The sequence below is a fragment of the Streptomyces sp. NPDC001157 genome (assembly GCF_053598255.1).
Map to the genome: position 1 here is coordinate 14,043 of NZ_JBSFJW010000028.1, position 24,043 is coordinate 38,085.

Here is a 24,043-nt window from a genome sequence, read left to right on the forward strand (position 1 = left end):
TTCGGCGGGGCCCTTTCCCGTTATGCCGTCGCGAGTGAGATCTCCGTCGACTTGATCAGGGCCACGACGGGTGTGCCGGTGGTCAGGGCGAGGTCCGTGACGGCGTCCTTGGTGATCGCGGAGGTCAGTTCGCCGCCGTCGACGGCGACCTTCACGGAGGCCATCGCGCCGCCGGTGGTCACGTCGGTGACCCTGCCCGGCAACTGGTTGCGGATGGACAGGCCCTCGACCGGGGCTGTGGCCAGGGAGACCTCCGTCGACTTCACCAGGGCGCGTACGGCGGTGCCCGCGGCGAGGCCGAGTTCCTCGGCGGACTCGCGCGTGATCGCCGCGGTGAGGTCCTGGCCGCCGGTGAGGCGGACCTTGACGGTGGCCATGGCCTCGCCAGGAGTGATGGCGGTGACCGTGCCGGGGATCTGGTTGCGGATGCTCAGGCTCATGGGGCTCACCGTAGTCCTACGGGGGCGTTATGCCGGGTGCGCGTGTGTATGCGTCGCTTTGAGCACTACTGGTCTCCAGGTCGGCCCCCTCGCAGCGCCAGGGGCGGGCGGGGCCGGTGGCCAGGGCGCGGGACTCGGACGGTGTACGGGGCAACTCGTCGTCCGGGTGGAGGTGGCCGGCGGTGAGGGAGTGGTCTGTGGGTCAGGTGCGGTCGATGTGCACGTTGGTCGACTTCACCCGGGCGGTGGCCTCCATGCCGACCTCGAGGCCGAGTTCCTCCACGGCCTCGCGGGTCAGCAGTGAGACCAGGCGGTGCGGGCCGGCCTGGATCTCGACCTGGGCCGCCACGTCACCGAGCTTGATCGCGGTGACGATGCCGGGGAAGGCGTTGCGGACCGAGGTGTAGGAGGTCTCCTCCTCGGTGCCGCCCGCCTTGGCGAGTTCGACGGAGAAGGCGGCCAGGTCCCGGCCGTCGATGAGTCGTCGGCCGCCCTCGTCGCGATGGGTCGCGACCCGGCCGGCGTCCGCCCAGCGGCGTGCGGTGTCCGGGCTCACGCCGAGCAGCCGTGCCGCCTGGCCGATTGTGTAGCTCTGCATGCGGTCACGATAGGGCCGGGAACGGGCCGTGGCGGACGTGGGGTTGAGCGTGGGGTTGAGTGTTGGGTGTAACGCGATATAGCGTTAGTTTGATGTCGGGGATTCGGGGTGTGGGTATGTCGGCTGAGCTGTCACGCAGTGGCGGGGCGTCGCTCGATCTGAGGGCCTCGCACGCGGACCGGGACCAGGTCGTGGAGGTGTTGCGTGTCGCGGCCGGGGACGGTCGGCTGACCGCGGAGGAGCTGGACGAGCGGGTGGAGGCGGCGTTGACCGCCCGCACGTTGGGCGAACTGGCGGTTCTGACGGTGGACCTGCCGGAATCGGCCTCGGAGGTCGCAGGCAAGGACATCGACCGCATCGAGCAACGCGGCGCCTCCACCCGGCGCGGTGACGGCTGGACAGTGCCGCGGCGGCTGGAGATCGACTCGGAGTGGGGCGAGGTGACGCTCGACTTCACCGATGCGGTGATCACCCACGACACCCTGCACATCGAGGTGGACCTGCGTGGAGGCGCGCTGAAGCTGCTGATCCGGCCGGGCATCGTGGTGGACACGGACTCGCTGATGCTCGACTACGGGGGCGTCAAGAACCGTTCGGCGGCCGCCCCGGGGGTGCCCGTGGAACTGCGCATCGCGATTCACGGCCGTATGAACTTCGGTCAAGTGGTGGTGCGTCCGCAGCGGCGCGGGTTCCTCAGGAGAGCCCCGAGGCCCTGAGCACCGCCTGGGCTGTCTCGTCGTCGATGCGGTGGCCGAGCGCCCGTAGGACGTCCGTGCCCTGGCGCAGGGTGCCGCGTTCCAGGGAGCGGTGCATGCCCGTGTCCAGTTCGTGCCACACCAGCGGGTCGGCGATCAGGACACGGGGGTCGAGTTCCAGGCGGTGGCCGTCGGCGTCGCGCAGGACCAGGTGCGAGGAGGCGCCACTGAACTGCCTCACGGCGACCAGGGCGTCCGTACGGATGGCGCGCCGGCGGCCGAGCCCGCGTACCGCCAGCCAGCCCGGGCCCGCCGTGACCCGGGGCGGGAGAAGGACGGCGAAGACGGCCGCCGACAGCGTGAGCCACAGCAGGGCGCGCAGTGGGGTGAGGGTCTCGGCGTCCCAGTCGACCAGCATCGTCATGGCGCAGAAGACGAGGGCGCAGCACGCGGCGAGTCGGGCGCTGCCACGCCAGTGGCGGTCTCCGGCAGGGTTCGGCGGTCCAACCCGTCGCATGAGGCGAAGGTAGGCCGACGGGGGCGGTTGGGCGCGGCCGCTGACGGCGTTCTTACGCCGTGGGGCCGGATCTTGACGGGATCCTGACGGTGGTGGGCTCCGGGTGTGCCGATGTGCGGCTCCGCGCCCCTCGGGGCCCGGCCGGTGTTCAGCCCGTGTGGACGCGTGGCCTGCGGGCGCGGTCCGGTTCTGCCTCGCGCAGGACCTCTCGGGTGACCGGGGCGACCTCGCCCTGGCCGAAGAGGAAGAAGCGCAGGAAGTTGGCGAAGGGGCTGCCCTCGGTCCACTCGAAGTAGATGTGCGGGGTGCAGTTCGTGGTGTCTCGGACATGCAGGAGCAGAGCGGCCAACGCGTTCGGGATGGACGAGGACTCCAGGGTCAGCACCCGGTAGCGGTTGTGGAGGACCTCGCCGCGGACCGTCAGGCCGGCCTCGAACTCCGAGGGGTCGACGACCGTGACCTCGACGAAGACGAAGTCCTCGCCGGGGATGTCGTTGTCGTTCTGGATCTGCTCGATCTTGTCGCGGTACTCGGCCTTGTCGCGCCGGTCGGGCTCGTTGGCGATGAACCGTATCTTGCGGCTGGACATGTCCCGGATGAAACGTTCCGCCATGTCGTCCAAGGTCACGCTGGTCACGCGGAGCTCGAAGGCGCGGGCGAGGCGGGACAGCAGGGAGACCAGGATGATGCCGGCGATGAAGCAGGCGCCGATCTTGACGCCGTCGGGGCGCTCGATGACGTTGGCGACGGTGACGTAGAGCAGGACCGCCGAGACGGTGGCGAAGGCGACGGTCCAGTTGCGCTGCCGGGCGCGGTGGGCCGCGATGGTCACCGCGATGGCCGCGGAGGACATCAGGACCAGGACGCCGGTGGCGTAGGCGCCGCCCTGGGCGTCGACGTCGGCGTCGAAGATCCAGGTGACCAGGAAGCCGATCAGGGTGAAGACGATCACCATCGGGCGTACGGCGCGGGCCCAGTGCGGGGCCATGCCGTAGCGGGGCAGATAGCGGGGCATCAGGTTGAGCAGGCCCGCCATGGCGGAGGCGCCGGCGAACCACAGGATGGCGATGGTCGAGATGTCGTAGACCGTGCCGAAGGCGTTGCCCAGGTACTCGTGGGCCAGGTAGGCGAGGGCGCGCCCGTTGGCCTGGCCGCCGGACTTGAACTCCTTCGCCGGGATCAGCACCGTGGTGATGAAGCTGGTCAGGATCAGGAACACGCTCATGATCAGGGCGGCGGCCGTGAGGAGCTTCTTGGTGTCCCTGATGCGGCCCTGCGGGTTGTCCTCCGTGTCGCCCGGGTCGCCCTGGACGTGCGGCATGACGGCGACGCCGGTCTCGAAGCCGGAGAGGCCGAGCGCGAGCTTGGGGAAGACCAGCAGGGCGACGCCGATCATGGCGAACACGTTGCCGTGCTCGGCGGTCAGTGCGCTGGTCCAGTCGGTGACCACGTGGCCCGCGGTGATCACATGCCAGAGGCCGACGGCCACGACGACCACGTTGAGCCCGAGATAGGCGACCACCAGGGCGACGGCGACGCCGATCGCCTCCAGGAAGCCCTTGAGGAACACCGCGCCGAGCAGGGCCACCAGGATCAGCGTGATCAGCATTTCCTTGCCGTGCAGGACGCTGGTCAGGTGCGGGTTCTCGACGAGGTGGGTCGAGGCGTCGGCGGCCGACAGGGTGATGGTGATCAGGAAGTCGGTGGCGGCGAAGCCGAGCAGGGTCAGGACGAACAGCTTGCCCTTCCAGAAGGACAGCAGTCGCTCCAGCATCGCGATGGAGCCCTCGCCGTGCGGGCTCTCCTCGGCCACCCGGCGGTAGACCGGCAGCGCGCCGGCGAGCGTCACGATCACGAGGACGATGGTCGCGATCGGCGAGAGCAGGCCGGCCGCCAGAGCCGCGATGCCCGGCTGGTAGCCCAGGGTGGAGAAGTAGTCGACGCCGGTCAGGCACATCACGCGGTACCAGCGCTGCCCCTTGTGCGGGGCCTCCGGCTGGGCGTGCGGCGCCTGCTGGACACCCTTGCCCATGTCGGACAGGCCCTCCAGCATCCAGGAACGCAGGCGGCTGGGCGCAGGGTGTTCGGTCGTGGCCATCGGCGTGCTCCTGATGTGCGGCTCAGCGTGTGGGTTCCGGCCATCACGCGGACGGCGGCACCAGCGTAAGCGGAGAGTGACGCCGGGGCCCACGGATGAGGGGGCGGACGGCGTCAAGCTTCCGTTAAGACTCGCTGCTCGGCTGGATCGGCGCCCAGGAAGGATGCTTCTGGAATGGTTGGTGATGCTTTGGGCTGTCTGGAGGAGGGAGGCCCGGTGGTCCGGGCCGGACACCCAGCGTCATGGCATCCGGTTCCCAAGCCAGGGGGCCGTGCTGGGCGCCCGGCTGCTGTGCTCGTCCGCGAGCCACCTGCGCGGCGCCTACGACGTCGTCCTGCCAAGTCGAGCCGTGGGCGTACGGGCAACGGGCACCACCTCGGGTGCTTCATGCAGGCCCCGGGCCTGGGCAGGGTGCCACCGCGGCAGGCACGCCTGGTCGCTGACGCGGGCAGTGGCGCCAGGCTCGCAGGGGCCGGGGCGGCGGGCTCATTGGCATGTTCTTGACGGATTCTTGGATCATGTGGGGCCCCCGGCCGGAACAGCCCCCGTAAGCCCCGTCGTTCAGCCTGATGTGACGTCAACTCTCCCCACCAGCCCAGATCCCGGCCCGAGATCGCAGCACATGGTGATCTGCGGCGACGACGGACTCGCGCACCGGCTGGCCGTCGAACTGGACGCCGTGTGCGGCGAGATCGTCACCGTCGTGCTGCCGCACGCGAGCGACGAGCGCGGCGCGGAGATCGCCGCGCTGCACGACGACCCGGACTCCCCGGTCGAGCTGCACATCTCCGCCCGACCCGACGAGCGGGCCCTGCGGGCGGCGGGCGTCGAACGGGCCGCCGCGCTCGCCCTGACCTACCGGGACGACCAGGTCAACATGACCGCGGCGCTGCTCGCGCGGACCGTCAACCCGTCGGTGCGGCTGGTCGTCCGCATGTTCAACCGTGAACGCGGCCACCACCTGGAACGGCTGCTGGACCGGGCGGCGGGGCTGTGCGACGGCCTCGTCCAGGACACCTCCACCACGGTGCTCTCCGACGCCGACACCGCCGTACCGGAACTCGTGGCAGCGGCGGCCGTGGGCCACGGGCACACCCTCCAGGTCGAGGGCAAGGTCTTCCGCGGCGTCGTACGGCCCGCGGGAGCCCCGTCGAACACCACCGATCTGGCCACCCTTGCCGTCCTGTCCGGCGCCCACGAGGACGACCCTGCCAGCCAGGACAGCCCCGAGACGCCCGGCGAGGAGGGCACCCAGCTGCTGCCCGACACCCGGACCGCCTACCACCGGCAGTTCACGCACGGTCGGCTGATGCTGGAGGAGGTCACGCATCTCGCCGCCGAGACGGCCGCCCGCGCCCGCCGCTTCCACCCCCGCCGATGGCTGCGCGCACGCCTCACCCACCTGCCGTGGAAGGTCTTCCTCTCCCATCAACTCGCCGCCGTCTACGGCGCGTTGGCGGCGGTCGTCCTGGCGCTCGCGACCGCCACCGCGCTCTTCGCGGACGAGCACCCGTGGTGGAAGAACTTCTACCTGCCGCTGCTGGACATCTTCACCATGGGCGACCCGGCCACCGAGGAGTCGGTCGCCCGTCGCATACTGCAACTGCTCGCCGGCTTCGTCGGGTTGGCGGTCCTCCCGCTCGTCGTCGCCGCCACCATGAACGCCACCGAGGCCTTCCGCACCGCCTCGGCGAGCCATCCGCCCGAGGACGATGTCAGCGGGCACATCGTCCTGGTCGGCCTGGGCATGGTCGGCACCCGGGTGCTGGCCCGGCTGCGCGCCACCGACCACCAGGTGGTGGCCATCGAACGCGACCCGCACGCCCGCGGCGTCGCCCTCGCCCGCCAGCTCGGCGTACCGCTGATCCTGGAGGACGCCACGGCTCCCGGCGTTCTCGAACTGGCCCGTATCAGGCAGAGCGGCTCGCTGCTCGTCCTGACTCGCGACGACGGCCAGAACCTCGACATCGTCATGGCCGTCCGGGAGACGAACCCCGCGCTTCGGGTGGTGACGCGGCTGTACGACGACGCCTTCGCGGCCACCCTCCAGCGCACCCTGCGCGCCTCCTACCCGGACGCACTGACCCGCAGCAGAAGCGTTTCCGCCCTGGCCGCTCCCTCGTTCGCCGCCGCGATGATGGGCCGCCATGTGCTGGGGGTGATGCCGGTGGAGCGGGGCTCGCTGCTGTTCACCTGCGTGGACGTGGCCGGGCATCCCGAGCTGGAGGGGCGCTCCGTGCGCGAGGCCTTCCGGGCGAACGAGTGGCGGGTCCTGGCCGTCGGGACCGCCACCGGCCCGCTGCCCGTGTCGGCGGCCGTGGACGGCCTGCCCGGACTGCCTCCCGGACGGACGGGCTTCGACTGGCGTCCGGTGCAGGGGAGGATCCTGCGGGCGGGCGACCGCGTGGTCCTCGCGACGACGCGGCGCGGCCTGGACATCCTGATGACGGGCGTGCCGCCGCATCCGGCGGACCGGCGGCGGTGACTGCGGGCAAGCGCTGCGCGGGATGCGCGGCGATGTGTCGTAGGTCCACTGCGGCTCCGCCGCCCGGCAGCGGACTCTGCCCGGCCCGCTCAGGGGAGCTTCACCTCAGATCGGAGACCCTGAACACCGTCTCGGCCGTCTCGCGCTCCACCCGCTGCGAGACCCGGTCCAGCGCGGTGCTCCCGCACAACAGGGTGCTCAGGGCCGGCGACTTCCGGGCGTCCTCGTGCAACCGGTGCCAGAGGTCGGGATTGTGGACGAGAACGGCGGGGTCGAGTTCGACGCGCTCACCGAAGGCGTCCCGGAGCACCAGACGCTGGGTGACTCCGTCGAGGGAGCGCACCGAGACCAGCAGGTCGGTGCGGACCTTGCGGGTGCGCAGCAGGCGGCGCGAGGTCAGCCACCCCTCACCGGCGCGGATCCGGTCGGGGCAGAGCAGGAGGAAGAGCAGTACGGCGAGCGCGCACCACAGCGCCCCGCGCCACAGGGACAGGGTGTCCGCAGCCCAGTCGATCAGGAACAGCAGGCCGAGGAGCGCGGTCGCACAGCGGATTGCGCCGATCAGATCCCGTGCCCAGCGGCGATCGTGGACCGTCGGGCCGCATTCCGGTTCTCCGGCGCCGGATCCGTGTCGTCGCGCGTCGTCGCGGTGTCCCATACGGCAGACGGTAAGAGACCCTGTGACATGGGGGAATGGGCCTTGACGGGACCCATACGGCCCCGTGGTCCTGCTTGACGGCTCCGCAACCATGTCCGTACTGACCACCGAGCCGGGCGTGCTCTCGCTGGATGCGATGACGTCGGTGGCGTACAGGCCCGAGGTGATCGTGCTGGTGCTACACGGTCGAGCCCTCCGAGGTCCCCGTCGACGCGGACACGTCCTCCGGTTCCGGCCTGGACCCGGACATGTCTCCCCAGTACGCCGACATCCAGGTGCACCGGGTCGTCGAGCGCAACGGCCTGTCCGTCGTCCGGGTGGAGAAGCTCGGCAAGGGTCACACGAGGGGCGCACCCTCGGCTCCATGGGCGAGGGCCGGAGCCATCCGGATCCGAAGGCTCCCGCCGCCGTTCGCCGGCGGGTCGAGGAGGTCCAGCGGCCCCCGAGGTGATCCTGGTGGAGACCGACGACGCGGCAAGCCCCGCCCCCACGACGACATCCTTCGTCGAACAGGCCGAATGTTTCGGCCAGCAGCACCCCGATCGACGGGGCCTCCGCCCGCCTGATCCTTCGAGTCGACGTGTCTCCGGAATGCACCGGAAACTCTCGGCTCTTCCTGTGCCTGCGTCAACGCTGGGGGGCCTCGTGGAAGTTGGACGCAGATTCACCGCGTACAAGGGGTTGCCACGGTTTGGGAGCTGTCTCTAGGGTGCGGCAACAACGCAGCTTTCTGGATCATCTCCGAAACTTTCGGTCCCAGCGGACGGTCGTGGACGCGCCGTCCCTACCCAAGGAGCGCATGATGGGCGATCGGGCACTGTCCCGCCGCGGCTTCCTGGCGGCCTCCGCCGCGGCCGGTCTGGGCATGACGGCACTGAGCGGATGCGGCGGAGACTCGGACGGAGGGTCGTCGGACGGGACGACCACCGTCGAGTGGTGGAACATCTCCACCACCGAGCCCGCGAAAACCGTATGGGCCGGTCTGGCCAAGAAGTTCGAGGCTCAGAACCCCAAGGTGAAGCTGAAGATCGTCCAGCTCGAGAACGACGCCTACAAGGCGAAGATGACGGCGCTGACCGCCTCCGGCAAGCTCCCCGACATCTTCCACACCTGGGGCGGCGGCGTCCTCAAGCAGCAGATCGACGCGGGGATGGTCGAGGACCTCACCGACCGGACCAAGCCGTGGGCGGGCCAACTGCTGCCGGCCTCGACGAAGGCGTACATCTTCGACGACAAGACGTACGCCATTCCGTTCGACATCGGCATGATCGGCTTCTGGTACAACAAGGCCCTGTTCAAGCAGGCCGGCATCGCCGCGCCCCCGACCACCTGGAGCGGCTTCCTCGACGCCGTGCGCAAGCTGAAGGCCAGGAACATCACCCCCATCGCCCTCGCCGGCAAGGAGAAGTGGCCCGGCATGTACTACTGGGCCTACCTCTCCATGCGCACCGCGGGCCTCGACGCCCTCCAGAAGGCCAGCGACGACAAGGACTTCACCGGCGCTGGATTCGTCGAGGCCGGACAGCACCTCAAGGACCTCGTCCAACTCCAGCCGTTCCAGAAGGGATTCCTCGGCGCCGCCTACTCCACACCCAGCGGCCAGGCCGCGACCGTCGGCAACGGCAAGGCGGCCATGGAGCTCATGGGCCAGTGGGCCCCGCAGGTGGAGGCGGACCAGGGCAAGGGGCTCGGCGCGAACCTCGGCTTCTTCCCGTTCCCGGCGGTCGAGGGCGGAAAGGGCGCCATCACGGAGGTGTTCGGCGGGGGCGGCGGGCATGCCCTGCGCAAGGGCGCCCCGCAGGCGGCCGTCGACTTCCTGAAGTTCTTCGCCTCTGAGACCACCGATCGGGAACTCGTCAAGAAGACCGGGGCCATTCCCGTGGCCCCCGGTGCCGAGAGCGCCCTCAGCGACCCGAACCTCAAGGCCGTAGAAGCCCAGTTGAAGGGCTCCACCGGCTTCCAGCTCTACCTCGACCAGGCGTACGCACCGGCCGTCGGGCAGGAGATCAACGACAGCGTCGCCGCGCTCATCGCAGGGTCCAAGTCCCCCGAGCAGGTCACGCAGTCGGTCACGAAGACCGCGAAGGAAGAGCAGTAGCCGCCGATGACCTCCACGTCCTCCACGTTCCTTCCGGACAAGCGGAGCGGCCCGGATCTCGAACTCCCGCCTCCCGCCGCGGACTTCGCGCGGGGGCGGGCCCGGCGGCGCCTGCTGAACTGGCTCACCGCGGTCGGCTTCCAGGTGCCCGCCCTGGTGCTGTTCATCGGCCTCGTCCTGCTGCCGATGCTGTTCGCGCTGTACGCCGCCTTCTTCCGCTGGGGCGGGTTCGGTATGCCCTCCGACTACGTGGGCACGGACAACTTCACCCGCCTCTTCCAGGACCCCGTCTTCCTGGGCGACCTGTGGCGCTGCCTGGTCCTGATGGCGCTGTCGCTCACGCTGCAGCTGCCGTTCGCGCTCGCCATGGCCGTGGCGCTCAACCAGCGGCTGCGCGGCCGGGCCGTGTACCGGATGCTGTTCTTCGCGCCGTACGTCCTGTCCGAGGCCATCACCGGCGTCCTGTTCAGCATGATCTTCGCCCCGGGCGACGGACTCGCCGACCACGTCCTGGGCGCCGTCGGCCTCGACGGGCTCGGCGGGGAGTGGTTCGCCGATCCGTCCTACGTCATGGCGACCCTGTTCCTCGTCATGACGTGGAAGTACTTCGGCTTCCACATGATGCTCTACCTGGCCGGACTCCAGTCCATCCCGGCCGAGTTGACCGAGGCGGCGCTGATCGACGGCGCCGGGCCCTGGCAGCGGTTCCGCAATGTCACCCTGCCGCTGCTCGCGCCCACCCTGCGCATCAGCGTCTTCCTGTCCGTCATCTGGGGTGTCCAGCTCTTCGACCTGGTGTGGGTGGTCACCCAGGGCGGCCCCGACCACCACTCCGAGACGATGGCCGTGACCATGTTCCAGTACGGCTTCAAGCGCTACCAGGTCGGCTACGCCAGCGCGATCAGCGTGGTCATGTTCGGCATCTGCCTCGTCTTCGCCCTCGCCTACCAGCGGTTCGTGCTCCGCCGCGACCTCGAAGGGGCCACCACGAACATGAGGGGAGACGGCACGTGAAGACCCTGCGCCAACTGCCGCTGCACGTCGTCCTGGTCGCCGTCGGCGCGTTGATGGTCGTACCTCTGCTGTACGCCGTCATGTCCGGCTTCAAGTCGACGGCCGAACTCTCCCGCAATCCCTTCGGGCTGCCCGAGCACTGGCTGACCGGCAACTACACCGACATCCTCGGCTCCGGCAGCTTCTGGAGGCTGCTGGGCAACAGCACCCTGATCGCCGTGGCGACGACCGTGCTCATGGTCACCGTGTCCGCGCTCGCGGCCTTCTCCTTCGCCCGGTTCGCCTTCCGCGGGCGGGAGTTGCTGTTCACCTTCTTCGCGATGGGTCTGATGTTCCCCTTCGCGGTGGCCGCGCTGCCGCTGTTCCTGCTGCTGCGCTACCTCGACCTGCTCGACAACCCGCTGGGCGTGATCCTCCCGCAGGCCGCATACGGACTGCCGGTGACGATCATCATCCTGCGCGGGTTCTTCCGGCAGATCCCCGGTGAGCTGGAGGAGGCGGCCACCCTCGACGGCTGCAGCCCGTTCGGGTTCTTCTGGCGGGTACTGCTGCCCATGGCACGGCCCGCGCTGGGCACGGCCTCGGTGCTCGCCGTGGTCACCAGCTGGAACAACTTCCTCCTGCCACTGCTGGTGTTCACCGACAACACATGGTGGACCCTGCCGATCGGCGTCCAGCAGTTCCAGGGCCAGTACTCGGCGGAGTACGCGCGCGTCTTCGCCTATCTCGTCCTCGCGATGGTGCCCGCCCTCGCCTTCTACTCGGTCGCCGAGCGGCAGCTCGTCGGCGGCCTCACCGCCGGTGCCACCAAGGGATGAGGCGCACCGGCGTCCGTACGGCCCCGCACCCCACACCGTGAGGAGTCGCACCATGCGCAAGACCACCCGTCTCAGACTCGCCGGCGGCCTCGCCGCCGTCCTGGTCGCCGCCGGAATCGCCACCGGCCCCGCGGCCCAGGCGAGCCCGAAGCAGCCGACGCTCGCGGAACTGGCCCAGCGCCACGGCCGCTACTTCGGCAGCGCCACCGACAACCCCGAACTCACCGACACCGCCTATACGGCCCTGCTCGGCAGCGAGTTCGACATGATCACGCCCGGCAACGGCATGAAGTGGTACGCCACCGAGCCCCAGCAGGGCGTCTTCGACTGGACGAACGGCGACCAGATCGTGAACCTCGCCCGCAAGAACCACCAGCGGGTCCGTGCCCACACCCTGGTCTGGCACAGCCAGCTGCCCGACTGGCTCACCGGCCGCGAATGGACCGCGGACGAGCTCAGGGCCGTACTGAAGAAGCACATCCAGACCGAGGTACGGCACTACCGCGGCAAGGTCTACTCCTGGGACGTCGTCAACGAGGCGTTCAACGAGGACGGCACCTACCGCGAGACCCTCTGGTACAAGACGCTCGGCTCCGGCTACATCGCCGACGCGCTGCGCTGGGCCCACGAGGCCGACCCGCACGCCAAGCTCTACCTCAACGACTACAACATCGAGGCGGTCGGCCCGAAGAGCGACGCCTACTACCGGCTGGCGAAGGACCTCAAGGCCCGGAAGGTCCCGCTCGACGGCATCGGACTCCAGGCCCATCTGGCCCTCCAGTACGGCTATCCGACGACCCTGGAGGACAACCTGCGCCGCTTCTCGCGGCTCGGCCTCGACACCGCGCTCACCGAGGTCGACGTACGGATGATCCTGCCGGCGACCGACGAGAAGCTGGCGCAGCAGGCCCAGTGGTACCGGGACCTGACCGAGGCATGTCTCACGGTGCGGCGGTGCGTGGGCATCACCGTGTGGGACTACACCGACAAGTACTCGTGGATCCCGGCGTTCTTCCCCGGTGAAGGTGCTGCGCTCCCGTGGGACGAGCAACTGCGGCCCAAACCCGCCTACTTCGCGATCAGGGCGGCGCTGGGCGGCAAGTAGAGAACGCCCCGGCGGTGCAGTGGGGAGCACCGCCGGGGTCCGGCACCCCCGGCTCAGGGCGCCGGGGGTGCCGTGTTCGACCGCACCACGAGCTCCGTGCCCGGCTCCACCCGTGGTGAGCCGGGCTGTTCGCCGGGCCGGCAACAGCGCTGCACAGCGGCCTGGGCGGGCCCGTGACGAGGCCGATCCTGCGGTGCCCGATGGGGCGGGACCCCGAGGGCCCGTAACTCCTCGTGCGCGACAGGCTCCAGCGCCGAGGTGACGAGGGCGACGCCGTCGCAGGCGCGGGTCCGCGGGCTCCGTGTCGCACCGCGCAGGACCACGACCAGCTGGCCGGCCCGGCGCTGGTACGCGCCCGTCTCCAGCAGCTCCACGACGGCCGTGCCGACCACGGCGCCGGCGGGCTGCCGCCGAACGTCGAGCCGTGCTCGCCCGGCCGCAGCACGCCGAGCCCGTCCCCGCGCGCGGCTGCCGCGGAGGCGGGCGTCGCCGGACAGGCCGTGGATCGCCGACACCACGGGCGCCGAACCCGGCCGCCTCCGCGGGCCCCTCGACGCCCCGGATGATCCCCACCGCCCAAGGGCCGTAGAGGTCGTTGAAGACTGGGGCGAGCAGCGGCCGGTCGCGTCTGCGGGGGCCGTTCCGCAGCGGCAGGGCCTCGACCGGGGCACGGGTCTGCGGCGAGACGTCGGTGCGGCCGCTGATGACCCGGGACGCGGTCGGCTCCGAGACCCCGGCCTCCTCCGCCGCCAATTCCCCCTGAGTCGACGTGGCCGACACGCGCAACTACGGGCAGTGATCGCCTCCGCACATGCGTCGGGGCCGGTTCGCAGGGTGTCCTTGCGACCGGCCCCTCAAGTCTCCGGGCGGGGTGGCGCGCCGCCCGGTGCCGCTCAGGCGGCCGTCATCACCTGGCCGGCGCCCACCGGGCGGTGCGGCGCGATGATCTGGCCGTCGGGCAGGAGCTCACCGGTGTCCTCGAAGAGCAGAACGCCGTTGCACAGCAGGCTCCATCCCTGCTCCGGGTGGTGCGCCACAAGTCGGGCGGATTCCCGGTCGGCGGAGTGGGCTGTCGGACACGGTGGCTGGTGCTGGCACATTGATGGGATCTTTCGCTCTGTCGTGATGTGTGAGATGGCTGTCTTGTCTGTCTCGCGGCTTGAAGCTCCGTTCATGGCCGCCCCCCGTAGTGATAAGTCGGTCCAGTCCCAGTGTTGCCCCACGGGCGTCAATCCGCAGGGATTTCGCAGCACCGCTTTCTCACAGGTTGAGGACGCATCCCCCGTGCGGACGGTTCAGTCCAACTGCACTGTCACTTCGGGTGGTTCTCGGTGGTCGGATGGGGCTAGTCCGTCCAGGTCGGATGCTGTTTTCGGCTCGTACGAGCAATTGGCTGCTCGTACGAGCGAATTGCCGGGCGGAAAAGCGTCGTACCCCGTCCCGGAATTCCGGGACGGGGTACGAAAGGTCTGGCGACGGGCGGTGGTCAGGCGGGCGAGCCCAGTAGCCGGACGGGAGTCACCCGATGGGTCAGCACCGGGAGGAGTTCGGCGACGCGGTGCGGGCGATGGGCGGCTATGCCGGGCGGTGCCGGCGCCAGCGGGACGAGCAGGTCCGTGGCGGCGGGGTGGCCGGTGGCGCCGTCCGCGGTGCAGTCGCCGTGCAGCCACAGTGTGAGCATGTACAGGCTGGGTACCGAGAGCAGGCGAGGCTGGTAGGGCTGGCTCATCGTCTCGGCCTGGCGCAGGGCGCGCTCGGTGGAGGCGATGTACGGGCCTTCGAAGAAGTGCGAGAAGGCCCAGCCGTCGGGCGTCAGCATGGTGTCCGCTGCGGCCACCGAGCGCTCGCCGCAGCGGATCAGGAAGCGCCACCCGGCCAGCCGGGTGGCGGACACGCCCGCGGGGCTGAGCTCGTCCAGTACGTATACGGGCAGCGGGAGTTCGGGAGTGGCGGGGCCCTGGGAACGCAGCAGGGAGGGAGTTCGGGCCTCGCGGACCGCGGTGGGGGAACCGAGTGCGGTCAGGACGGTGCGAAGGGCGGGCGCGGGAGCCGGGGGGACATGCAGCGGCATGGTGGGTCGCCTCTCATTCGACAGGCACGGTGGCGCGAGGGCGGGGGCGGACGGCGCTGTCTGCTCACGGGGCCAGAGGGGCAGGGGCCGGGGCGTGGGAACGAGGAGTGTGGGTGAGGCCTGCCGCACGTCACCTCGACGGCAGGTTCCATGACCGCGGGCGCCAACCCTCTGTCTTGTTCGCGGAGTTTATACGAACTGTGTTCACACGGTGTTTCGTCTAGCTGTTTCGGGTGCACTCGGCAAGGGTCCATCCGGTCGGCGATACGCGGGAATCATCCCGATTCCGCTCGCGCCTTACGCCGGTGACCTCGGAGAATAGCCGGGAAGGGGTCGGCCAATTCTCGTCGGCGTTTTTCACGAGGTTGTCTCGGCCCGAAACTGCGCCGTGCCCCATGCCCGGCGAATGTGCCACCGGTCACGCTCATCAGATTAGCGGCCGGCGTCCCCGCCCGGGGACGTTATCGATCGCCGCGTGTGGGCATCATCCCACGTGACCCCGACACCGGGCGGCCGGATCTTCGGGCCGCCCACGCGAGGAGGGACGCTTCGATGGGGGAGAAGGTCGTGGCGGGGCGGTTCGACCTGTCCGATCGGCAGCACTACCGCGACAAGCTCCGCAGGTGTCTGACGGGACTGGAGCGGCTCCTGGACGAGAAGCGGTTCGATCGCCCGAAGAACCTCATGGGGCTGGAGATCGAACTGAATCTGGCCGGTGCCGACGGCATGCCGAAAATGCTCAATGCCCAGGTTCTCGAGCGGATCGCAAGCCGTGATTTCCAAACAGAACTCGCCATGTTCAATCTGGAAGTAAACATAGCCCCACACCGATTGGGCGGGCGGGTATTCGACCGGCTCGCCGAGGAACTGACGACCTCGCTGGCATATGCCCATCGAAAAGCGGGGGAGCTCGACGCGGGAATCGTGATGATCGGCATTCTGCCGACCCTCGACCGCGACGACCTGGTCTCCTCCAACCTCTCCGACGTCGACCGCTACGCCCTGCTCAACGAGCAGATCGTGGCCGCCCGCGGCGAGGACTTCGTCCTCGACATCGACGGCGTGGAGCGCCTCACCTGCACCTCGAAGTCCATAGCCCCGGAGGCCGCCTGCACCTCCGTACAACTGCACCTCCAGGTCACCCCGGGCCGCTTCGCCGACGTCTGGAACGCCGCGCAGGCCGTCGCCGCCGCGCAGATCGCCGTGGGCGCCAATTCGCCCTTCCTGTTCGGCCGCGAGCTGTGGCGCGAGTCCAGGCCCCCGCTGTTCCAGCAGTCCACCGACACCCGGCCGCCGGAGTTGCAGGCGCAGGGGGTGCGCCCGCGCACCTGGTTCGGGGAGCGCTGGATCTCCTCGGCGTACGACCTGTTCGAGGAGAACCTGCGGTTCTTCCCGGCCCTGCTGCCGATCTGCGACGACGAGGACCCTCTGGAGGTCCTCGACGAAGGCGGCGTGCCCAAGCTCGCCGAACTCGTCCTGCACAACGGCACCGTGTACCGCTGGAACCGCCCGGTCTACGGCATCGCCGACGGCGTCCCGCACCTGCGCGTCGAGAACCGTGTCCTGCCCGCGGGGCCCACCGTCACCGACGTCATCGCCAACGCGGCCTTCTACTACGGCCTTGTCCGCGCCCTCGCCGAGGAGTCACGGCCGGTGTGGACCCGAATGCCCTTCGAGGCGGCCGCCGCCAACTTCGACGCCGCCTGCAAGCACGGGATCGACGCCCGCCTGGAGTGGCCGCGGCGGGGGCGGTACGGCGGCACCACACAGGTCGACGCCGTGAGCCTCGTACGCGACGAACTGCTGCCGCTCGCCGAGGCCGGGCTGGAGGCGTGGGGAGTCGAACCGGCCGACCGGGACCTCTACTTGGGCGTGATCGACGAGCGCTGCCGGCGCCGGGTGAACGGCGCGACGTGGCAGGCGGCGACGTTCCACCGGGGTCTGGAGGCCGGGCTGGCACGGGATGCCGCGCTGGCGGCCACGACTCGGAGGTACAGCGAGCTGATGCGGGTGGGGGAGCCGGTGCATACGTGGCCCGTGGGGCTGCCGGAGCCCGTGCCCTTGGGCTGAGCTGCGCTCAGCGTTCCGCTGACTGTGTCCATTTGCGGCTTCGCCGCGGGCGCGATCGCTGTCTGCGGCGCCGTCGTGGCTGGTCGCGCAGTTCCCCGCCCCCCTTCAGGACGCGGCCGTACCCCAGCGGACTTCGCGCACCCTGTTCAGTCGTCTCCCCGCGACCCCGCCGCCACGATCGCCCTCAGCATCACCGACTGGATCTGTGACGGGCTGCTGACCGACTGCCCCGAGCCGCCTGTTGCCCCGGCGATCTGTTCGGCTTCCTGGCGGTCGGCGTCGGGGCCGACGGCGATCATGATGAGCGGTACCGGGCGCGCGGGGTCGGTGAGCTTCTGGAGTCGGGTGATGAGCTCGGAGCGGGAGATGCTGCCGGGGTCCTGGTTCACGCCGTCGGTGAGGACGACCAGCGCGTTGAACTTTCCCTTGGCGTAGGACGAGGTCGCCGCCTGGTACGCGGCGAGCGTGGTGTCGTAGAGCCCGGTCGCCCCGTGCGGTACCGGCTCGAGGGCGTTGAAGGCCGCCGAGAGCCGGTCGCGCTGGGTGCCGCTGCCCTTCTGGTCGCCGAGGCGCTCGGTCGGCACCAGGACGCGGTAGTCCTTGGCGCCGTCCAGCTTCGTGGAGAACTCCCACAGGCCTATCTCGTCCTCGGGCGTGAAGGTGGCCAGGGCCTGCAGCAGGGACCCTTTCGTGACGTCCATGCGGGACTGGCCGCCGGTCCCCGGCACCGGCTGCGACATGGAAGAGGAGGCGTCCACGACCGTGGTGAGCCGGGCGCTCTGGACGGTGATCGTCCAGGTGCCGAGGGTCTCCTGGAGCGCGGCGTCCGAGGCGGGCTGGGGCGTGGGATCGGTGTACGGCTGGGGGCTGGTGCCGCCCGCCTCGGCGACCACCGCCTCCGGCGCCTCCTCGTCGGAGGTGCGGAAGCCGTACTTCTGCAGCAGCCGGAGCTGCGCGGGCTGCCGCAGGTAGTTCACGAACCGCAGCGCGGCCCGGCTCTCGTCGGTGCTCAGCTCGTCGACCGTGGCGAACGGGTAGTCGAGCCGCGGCGAGCCGTCCTTCGGGTAGAACATGTCCACGCCGGCGCCGGCCGAGGAGTTGTACGCGTACGCCGCCTGCTCGGACAGCACCAGCGCCTGGTTCCGCTTCGGGTTGCCCAGCTCGGTGCCCGAGGAGTCGCGGGGCAGGGTGTCCGCGACCTGGCCGTCGCTGTCCGAGGTGCGCTGCGACAGCGTCTTCATCATGGCCGCGACCTGGGTGTCGCCGCCCTTGAGCTCGGCGGCGGCCGTGCTGAGCTGTGTGAGCGCGAGCAGCCCGGTGGCGCTGCGCGCGGGATCGGCCGCGCCCAGCCTGAGCGACTTGTCCTGCATGGCGGCGCCCACCAGGTCGACCCAGTTGTACGTCTTCTTCGGCCACCCCAGCGACTTGGCGGCCGTGGGCACCATGGCCACGCCGATCGGCGTCGAGGCGACCGTCCCCACCGGAGTCACGTCGATCGGGCCGTTGTCCGCCGTGATCCGGTCGATCCACAGCTGAGAGTCCGGCACCCACAGCTGCGCCTCGGGCTTCTTGCCCGCGGCGAGCGCGTCCGCGACCTTGTACGAGTCGCCTGCGGTCACCGTGACCGCGAGGCAGCGCCCGTCGGAGGTGATGTTGCCGCGCCGGGCCTGCTTCGCCGCGGCCGTGAGGGCAGGGGCGATGTCCGGCGACGCGGTGAGCTTCAGACGCACCGGGTCGTCCTGGCAGGAGGAGCCGAACGACAGCAGGCCGCTCTTGACCGCGCCCGCCGTGCCGCCGACGACGGCGAGGACGAGCACGGTCGCCACGGCCACCGTGCGGCGCCGCGCCCGTGGACGGGGGTCGCTGCCGCCCGCCCCATACTGATCGGGCAAGCTGTGACGTCCCATGACGGTGGTGCCCCTCCCTGTTGAACCTCGTGCCGGACCGCGGCCGTATGGCAGGCAAAGGGGAGGTTTGCCCCGTACGGCGTCCGTCCCCCCTGACGGCCAAGCGCACGATCCTCGTAAGTTCTTTCGAGACCCTAGCGGGGTGACGGTGGGGATGAGGCTGGATTACTCAACTGGAGGCAGGTGTGCAGGCAGAGGCGGGCCCGGTGGCCGATTCCTTTCCGCCGGAACGGCCCTCGCGACGGATTCTCCGTGACGAGACGCTGCTCGTTCTGGGGCTTTCGCTCGGTGCGAGTGGTGTGTCCGCCCTGATCAGCTTTGTCGGATCGGTCACGAAACCAGGGGGCCTCAAGGAGCAGGCGGCCACCCTCAACGCCTCGGCCGCGCCGGGCCGCCCCTGGCTGGATCTGGCCTGGCAGCTGTTCGGGATCACCACGGCCCTGGTGCCCGTCGCGCTGGTCGCGCACCTCCTGCTGCGCGAGGGCCAGAGCCTGCGCACCATCGGCTTCGACCGCACCCGGCCGTGGCCCGACCTCGGCCGTGGCGCCGGGATCGCGGCGGTGATCGGCAGCACCGGAATCGCCTTCTACCTGGCCGCACGCGGGCTCGGCTTCAACCTCACGGTGGTGCCGGAGGCGCTGCCCGACGTGTGGTGGAAGTACCCCGTGCTGGTCCTCTCGGCGATGCAGAACGCGATCCTCGAAGAGGTCATCGTCGTCGGCTATCTGCTGCGCCGGCTCGGGCAGTTGGGCTGGACGCCGGGCACTGCCCTGGTGGCCAGTTCCGTACTGCGCGGCTCGTACCACCTCTACCAGGGCATCGGCGGCTTCGTCGGCAACATGGTGATGGGTGTGGTGTTCGTGTACCTGTACCGGCGCTGGGGGCGGGTGGGCCCTCTGGTGGTGGCGCATTCCCTGCTCGACATCGGGGCGTTCGTGGGGTATGCGCTGCTGGCCGGGAAGGTGGGGTGGCTGCCGACGGCTTGAGCGTCCGCAGCCCGGCTTTCTAGGCGAGCAGTTCGCCCTCGATGACCGTGACCGCGTGGCCGCTCAGCAGGGTGCGGTCGCCGCGCAGCTGTGTGCGGACACGGCCGGAGCGGGGCGAGGCCTGCAGGCCGGTGAGGTCGGGGCGGCCCAGGCGCTCGGACCAGAAGGGGGCGAGCGCCGTGTGGGCGCTGCCGGTGACCGGGTCCTCGTCGATGCCGAGGTTCGGGAAGAAGCAGCGGGAGACGAAGTCGTAGCCCCGGGCGGGGTCCTCGGCGCGGGCGGTGGCGATGATGCCGCGTTGGGAGTAGGCGGCGAGCGCCTTGTGGTCCGGGATGAGCGCGTGGACGGTCTTCTCGTCGGCGAGTTCGAGGACCAGGTCGCCCACGTTCGGGCCGGTGTCGAAGGCGGCGTGCGGCTGGGAGCCCAGCGCTTCGGCGACCCCGGCCGGCACCTCGACCTCGGTGAGCGGCGCCGTCGGGAAGTCCAGGGTGATCGAGCCGTCCTGCTGGGGCGTGGCGACCAGGACGCCGCTGCGGGTGGCGAACCGCACCGTGCCCTCGTGGGCGCCGGTCGTGTGCAGGACGTGCGCCGTGGCGAGGGTCGCGTGCCCGCACATGTTGACCTCGGCCGCGGGCGTGAACCAGCGCAGCGCCCAGTCGGCCTCCCCGCCCTCGGGCAGCCGGTGCGCGAACGCCGTCTCCGCGTGGTTGACCTCCAGGGCGATCTTCTGCAGCCGCTCGTCGTCGGGGAAGTCGTCGAGAAGCAGGACACCGGCGGGGTTGCCGGTGAAGGGGCGGTCGGCGAAGGCGTCGACGATTCGGATGCGCATGGCCTCGACGCTAGGGCGAGGTGGAGCTTCCCACCAAGGCCAATTCGAGGTCGGTGGACCGATTTCCGGGCCGCGTGTCTTAGCGAGGCGACCCTCGGCTGACACCCTGTCGTTGACCGTTCAGCCTTTGCCCAGGAGGCCGTCATGTCCCAGCCGTCCGTGCTCGCCGTCCTGCTCGCCGGGCTGCAGGGGGGATCGATCGAAGTCGTCGACCTCACCTCGCCGCTGTCGTCCACCACACCGGTGATCCAGCTGCCGCCCCAGTTCGGCCAGACCCAGGCCTTCGAGCTGGAGGAGATCAGCCGGTACGACGACCGGGGGCCGGCCTGGTACTGGAACAACTTCCGCAGCGGTGAGCACACCGGCACCCACTTCGACGCCCCCGTCCACTGGGTCACCGGGAAGGACCTCGCCGATGTCGCCTCGGTACCGGCTGCACGGCTGATCGCCCCCGCGGTCGTACTCGACTTCTCCGACCACGCCGCCAAGGACCCCGACTTCCTCGTCGAGGTGGACCACATCAAGGCCTGGGAGGCCGACAACGGGCCCTTGCCCGACGGGGGTTGGCTGCTGCTGCGCACCGGCTGGGACGCCCGCTCGCAGTCGCAGGAGGCCTTCCTCAACGCCGACGAGAACGGTCCGCACACCCCCGGCCTCTCCGCGGAGTGTGCCCGCTGGGTCGCCGAGGAGTCACCGGTGATCGGCCTGGGCACGGAGACGGTGGGCACGGACGCGGGTCGGGCGCACTCCTTCGACCCGGCCTTCCCCTGCCACTCCTACTTCCTGGGCGCCGACAAGTACGGGCTGACCCAACTGCAGAACCTCGCCTCCCTGCCCCCGACCGGCGCCGTCGTCATCGCGGGACCGCTGCCCATCGTCTCGGGCTCCGGATCCCCCGCACGCGTACTCGCCCTGGTGGAGCGGTCGTGAAGGTCGCCGAAGCCGTCGGACGGGCACTGGTCGCGTCGGGGGTCGACCATGTCTTCGGCGTGGTCGGGTCGGGCAACTTCCATCTGACCAACGCCATGGTGGCGGCGGGCGCGCGCTTCGTCGCCACACGGCACGAGGGCGGCGCCGCGACCATGGCCGACGCGTACGCCCGCACCAGCGGTACGGTCGCCGCGCTCAGCGTCCACCAGGGCCCCGGCCTGACCAACGCCCTGACCGGCATCACCGAGGCCGCCAAGAGCCGCACCCCGCTGCTGGTGCTGGCCGCCGAGGCGACCGCGCAGCGCTCCAACTTCCGTATCGACCAAGCCGTGTTGGCGCACTCCGTCGGTGCCGTCACCGCGCGTGTGACGACCGCGCACGACGCGGTCGAACAGGCCCGCGCGGCCCTTCAGCGGGCCCGGCACGAGCGGCGCACGGTACTGCTGAACCTGCCGCTGGAGGTGCAGGCCCTGGACGTGCCCGACGCGGCCCTGCTGGACGCCCACCCCATGCCCGTACGAGAACCCGTCGAACCGTCCGAGGCTGCGGTGGCGGAGCTGGTACGAGCCCTGGAGGGCGCCCGGCGGCCGGTCTTCGTCGCCGGCCGGGGCGCGCGCACCACCGGCAGTCGCGACGCGCTCCTCGCCCTGGCCGACCGGTACGGCGCCCTCCTGGCGACCTCGGCCGTGGCCCGCGGCCTGTTCCAGGCAGACCCCTTCTCGCTCGACGTCTCCGGCGGCTTCGCCTCGCCCCTCGCGGTCGAACTGATCCAAGGCGCCGACCTGATCGTCGGCTGGGGCTGCGCGCTGAACATGTGGACCATGCGGCACGGCAGTCTGATCGGCCCGGACGCGACCGTCGTCCAGGTCGACGACGACCCGGAGGCGCTCGGCGCGCACAGGGAGATCGCCCTGGGCGTCACCGGCGACGTGGAACGCACGGCACGGCGGGCACTGGAGGCCGGTGGCGAGGACCGAACGGGCTACCGCACGCCCGATGTCGCCGAGGCCCTCGCCGCGCGGGTCCGGTGGCGGGATGTGCCGTACGAGGACGAGGGCACCCGTGAGCGGATCGACCCGCGGACGCTGAGCATCGCGCTGGACGACATCCTTCCCGCGGAGCGGGTCGTCGGCGTGGACTCGGGCAACTTCATGGGCTACCCGAGCGCGTACCTGTCGGTGCCGGACCACCACGGGTTCTGCTTCACCCAGGCCTTCCAGTCGATCGGCCTGGGCCTCGCGACCACGATCGGCGCGGCCCTCGCCCAGCCCGGCCGGCTCCCCGTGGCCGCCCTCGGTGACGGCGGCGCGCTGATGAGCGCCGTGGAACTCGACACCGTGCGCCGGCTCGCCCTGCCGATGGTGGTCGTCGTCTACAACGACGAGGCCTACGGAGCGGAGGTGCACCATTTCGGTCCGGACGGTTTCCCGCTGGACACGGTCACCTTCCCGGAGACGGACATCGCCGCCGTGGCCCGCGGCTACGGCTTCGAGGCGGTCACCGTCCGCACGCCCGCCGACCTCAAGGCCGTGCGGGACTGGGTCGCCGGGCCGCGCTCGGCACCCCTGCTGATCGACGCCAAGGTGACCCGCGAGCACGGTTCCTGGTGGCTGGAGGAGGCGTTCCGCGGCCACTGAGCGCGGCACGGTCCCGTAGGGGCCCGCCCCTGACCTGGGGCCGGGCCCACCATCGGGGCGTCATCACTCCATCGACTCCAGAATGCGGTCCAGTGTCCGGCGCCCCATTCTGCTCATCGCCGGATTGCTCTCGACGTAGTACCAGACGAGACCCAGCGACTGTTCGAACGCCCATGCCTTGCCGCGCTCCCACTCCAGATCGTCACAGCCCAGTGTCCGCCGGAGCACCTCCCGCGGGCCTGGCTGCAACAGGTGCCAGGCGCTGATCAGATCCAGCGCCGGGTCGGCGGGTCCGAAGCCGCCGGTGTCGAGGACGCCGCTGAGCCGGTCGCCTGCGATCAGCACATTGCCGGGGATCAGGTCGCCATGGCTCATCACGTCGGCACCGGTGCGGGGCAACTCCCGAAAGTGGCTCCACACCTGGCGCAGCCGGGGCACGTCGAGCAGCCCATCACTCTCCTCGAAGCACGTCGCCATCCACTCGTCGTGGTGAGTGAGAACGCCGCCGCGGTTGTCGCCGCTGAAGAGCCGCCCCCGCGTGTCGGCCTTCCGCAGGGTCGCGATGAAGGCCGCGAGGTCCTCGGCAAAAGCGTCCGACCCACTCGGGTCGGCATCGGAGGCGACCGTTCCCGGCAGCCACGTCTGGACCGACCAGGGCATGGGGTACCCCGCTCCGGGCTTTCCCAAGGCGACGGGTTCGGGGACGGGGAACCCGGACACCTGCGCCAGCTCCGCGCTTGCCCGGGCCTCCTGTTCCAGAACCGCCAGCGCCTCGGCAGCATCGGTCAGACGCAGGGGGAAACGCGCAGAGAGCTCGTTCCCGATGCGGAAGATGGCGTTGACCGTCCCGGTCGACGGCAGGAGTTGGATCGCCTTTCCGCTCCACTGCGGGAACTGTTCTCGGACCAAGGCCGCCACGATGTCGGTGGTCACGTCGACTTGGTCAGCATGCATGGTCATGTCGGCCAGTCTCCAGACGCCACGGTCCACAGATCAACTGAGATTCGCGTCGGCCAAGTGTCCTGTCTCAACGAAGTCAGTCGTGCTCCGGCCGGTGACCTGCATGGACTGGAATGGCTGAGACGCG

General features: G+C 70.4%; 20 protein-coding genes and 3 pseudogenes. 11 read left to right on the forward strand and 12 right to left on the reverse strand.

Translation table 11 applies throughout. The features are described from left to right. Positions 1-20 precede the first annotated feature (20 nt). Positions 21-440: a TOBE domain-containing protein gene (locus ACWDAG_RS34970; protein WP_450699567.1), complete on the reverse strand. Its 420-nt coding sequence runs from the start codon at positions 438-440 to the stop codon at positions 21-23. 202 nt (positions 441-642) lie between these two features. After that, positions 643-1,038 (reverse strand): TOBE domain-containing protein, encoded by a 396-nt coding sequence (locus ACWDAG_RS34975; RefSeq protein WP_450699568.1) that lies wholly within the window; start codon positions 1,036-1,038, stop codon positions 643-645. Between the two features lie 116 nt (positions 1,039-1,154). Here ACWDAG_RS34975 and ACWDAG_RS34980 point away from each other — a divergent pair, with 116 nt between their 5' ends. Continuing rightward, positions 1,155-1,754, forward strand: coding sequence for a DUF1707 SHOCT-like domain-containing protein (locus ACWDAG_RS34980; protein ID WP_450699569.1), 600 nt, complete (start codon positions 1,155-1,157; stop codon positions 1,752-1,754). Here ACWDAG_RS34980 and ACWDAG_RS34985 read toward each other — a convergent pair. Both ACWDAG_RS34985 and ACWDAG_RS34990 read right to left on the reverse strand, forming a co-directional pair. Further along, complete coding sequence (locus tag ACWDAG_RS34985) at positions 1,732-2,250, reverse strand: hypothetical protein (RefSeq protein WP_450699570.1); 519 nt, start codon at positions 2,248-2,250, stop codon at positions 1,732-1,734. The genes ACWDAG_RS34980 and ACWDAG_RS34985 overlap by 23 nt on opposite strands. A gap of 148 nt (positions 2,251-2,398) precedes the next feature. Continuing rightward, a complete protein-coding gene (locus tag ACWDAG_RS34990; RefSeq protein WP_450699571.1) occupies positions 2,399-4,348 on the reverse strand; it encodes an APC family permease in 1,950 nt (649 codons plus the stop codon). A 622-nt stretch (positions 4,349-4,970) separates the two neighbouring features. Between ACWDAG_RS34990 and ACWDAG_RS34995 the strand changes: the two genes are divergently transcribed. Beyond that, complete coding sequence (locus ACWDAG_RS34995) at positions 4,971-6,833, forward strand: NAD-binding protein (protein ID WP_450699572.1); 1,863 nt, start codon at positions 4,971-4,973, stop codon at positions 6,831-6,833. 100 nt (positions 6,834-6,933) lie between these two features. Here ACWDAG_RS34995 and ACWDAG_RS35000 read toward each other — a convergent pair whose 3' ends face one another. Further along, positions 6,934-7,491 (reverse strand): hypothetical protein, encoded by a 558-nt coding sequence (locus ACWDAG_RS35000; protein WP_450699573.1) that lies wholly within the window; start codon positions 7,489-7,491, stop codon positions 6,934-6,936. 179 nt (positions 7,492-7,670) lie between these two features. On the opposite strand from ACWDAG_RS35000, the pseudogene ACWDAG_RS35005 reads away from it, so the two are divergent. The 5 genes and pseudogenes from ACWDAG_RS35005 to ACWDAG_RS35025 all read left to right on the forward strand — a co-directional run. Beyond that, positions 7,671-7,942 (forward strand): annotated as a pseudogene (locus ACWDAG_RS35005) (potassium-transporting ATPase subunit C); the annotation flags it as partial. 351 nt (positions 7,943-8,293) lie between these two features. Beyond that, complete coding sequence (locus tag ACWDAG_RS35010; RefSeq protein ID WP_450699574.1) at positions 8,294-9,589, forward strand: extracellular solute-binding protein; 1,296 nt, start codon at positions 8,294-8,296, stop codon at positions 9,587-9,589. 6 nt (positions 9,590-9,595) lie between these two features. Further along, entirely contained in the window at positions 9,596-10,603 is a 1,008-nt protein-coding gene (locus ACWDAG_RS35015; protein WP_450699575.1) for a carbohydrate ABC transporter permease, read from the forward strand. Between the two features lie 53 nt (positions 10,604-10,656). Continuing rightward, positions 10,657-11,421, forward strand: a complete 765-nt coding sequence (locus ACWDAG_RS35020; RefSeq protein WP_450699668.1) for a carbohydrate ABC transporter permease — start codon at positions 10,657-10,659, stop codon at positions 11,419-11,421. Between the two features lie 52 nt (positions 11,422-11,473). Then, positions 11,474-12,526: an endo-1,4-beta-xylanase gene (locus ACWDAG_RS35025; protein WP_450699576.1), complete on the forward strand. Its 1,053-nt coding sequence runs from the start codon at positions 11,474-11,476 to the stop codon at positions 12,524-12,526. A 148-nt stretch (positions 12,527-12,674) separates the two neighbouring features. On the opposite strand, the pseudogene ACWDAG_RS35030 reads toward ACWDAG_RS35025, so the two are convergent. The 4 genes and pseudogenes from ACWDAG_RS35030 to ACWDAG_RS35045 all read right to left on the reverse strand — a co-directional run. Then, positions 12,675-12,840, reverse strand: a pseudogene (locus ACWDAG_RS35030) (LacI family transcriptional regulator); the annotation flags it as partial. A 144-nt stretch (positions 12,841-12,984) separates the two neighbouring features. Continuing rightward, positions 12,985-13,312: pseudogene (locus tag ACWDAG_RS35035) on the reverse strand (LacI family DNA-binding transcriptional regulator); the annotation flags it as partial. Between the two features lie 107 nt (positions 13,313-13,419). Then, complete coding sequence (locus ACWDAG_RS35040; RefSeq protein ID WP_390700276.1) at positions 13,420-13,626, reverse strand: DUF5999 family protein; 207 nt, start codon at positions 13,624-13,626, stop codon at positions 13,420-13,422. A 386-nt stretch (positions 13,627-14,012) separates the two neighbouring features. Continuing rightward, positions 14,013-14,597, reverse strand: coding sequence for a hypothetical protein (locus tag ACWDAG_RS35045; protein WP_450699577.1), 585 nt, complete (start codon positions 14,595-14,597; stop codon positions 14,013-14,015). Positions 14,598-15,149: 552 nt separating this feature from the next. Between ACWDAG_RS35045 and ACWDAG_RS35050 the strand changes: the two genes are divergently transcribed. Further along, positions 15,150-16,667 (forward strand): glutamate-cysteine ligase family protein, encoded by a 1,518-nt coding sequence (locus ACWDAG_RS35050; RefSeq protein ID WP_450699578.1) that lies wholly within the window; start codon positions 15,150-15,152, stop codon positions 16,665-16,667. A 146-nt stretch (positions 16,668-16,813) separates the two neighbouring features. On the opposite strand, the gene ACWDAG_RS35055 is transcribed toward ACWDAG_RS35050, so the two are convergent. Beyond that, the gene (locus tag ACWDAG_RS35055) at positions 16,814-18,574 is read right to left on the reverse strand and encodes a substrate-binding and VWA domain-containing protein (protein ID WP_450699579.1); all 1,761 of its coding nucleotides are present in this window, start codon (positions 18,572-18,574) and stop codon (positions 16,814-16,816) included. Between the two features lie 185 nt (positions 18,575-18,759). On the opposite strand from ACWDAG_RS35055, the gene ACWDAG_RS35060 reads away from it, so the two are divergent. Then, complete coding sequence (locus ACWDAG_RS35060) at positions 18,760-19,560, forward strand: CPBP family intramembrane glutamic endopeptidase (protein ID WP_450699580.1); 801 nt, start codon at positions 18,760-18,762, stop codon at positions 19,558-19,560. 19 nt (positions 19,561-19,579) lie between these two features. Here ACWDAG_RS35060 and ACWDAG_RS35065 read toward each other — a convergent pair whose 3' ends face one another. Beyond that, the gene (locus tag ACWDAG_RS35065) at positions 19,580-20,389 is read right to left on the reverse strand and encodes a PhzF family phenazine biosynthesis protein (protein ID WP_450699581.1); all 810 of its coding nucleotides are present in this window, start codon (positions 20,387-20,389) and stop codon (positions 19,580-19,582) included. A 144-nt stretch (positions 20,390-20,533) separates the two neighbouring features. Between ACWDAG_RS35065 and ACWDAG_RS35070 the strand changes: the two genes are divergently transcribed. Then, complete coding sequence (locus ACWDAG_RS35070) at positions 20,534-21,319, forward strand: cyclase family protein (protein ID WP_450699582.1); 786 nt, start codon at positions 20,534-20,536, stop codon at positions 21,317-21,319. Next, positions 21,316-22,956 (forward strand): thiamine pyrophosphate-binding protein, encoded by a 1,641-nt coding sequence (locus ACWDAG_RS35075; RefSeq protein ID WP_450699583.1) that lies wholly within the window; start codon positions 21,316-21,318, stop codon positions 22,954-22,956. The genes ACWDAG_RS35070 and ACWDAG_RS35075 overlap by 4 nt, the downstream gene beginning before the upstream one ends. 63 nt (positions 22,957-23,019) lie before the next feature. Here the strand turns inward: ACWDAG_RS35075 and ACWDAG_RS35080 are convergent, their stop codons facing one another. Then, on the reverse strand, positions 23,020-23,916 hold the full coding sequence (locus ACWDAG_RS35080; protein ID WP_450699584.1) for an aminoglycoside phosphotransferase family protein: 897 nt from the start codon (positions 23,914-23,916) through the stop codon (positions 23,020-23,022). Positions 23,917-24,043 lie beyond the last annotated feature (127 nt).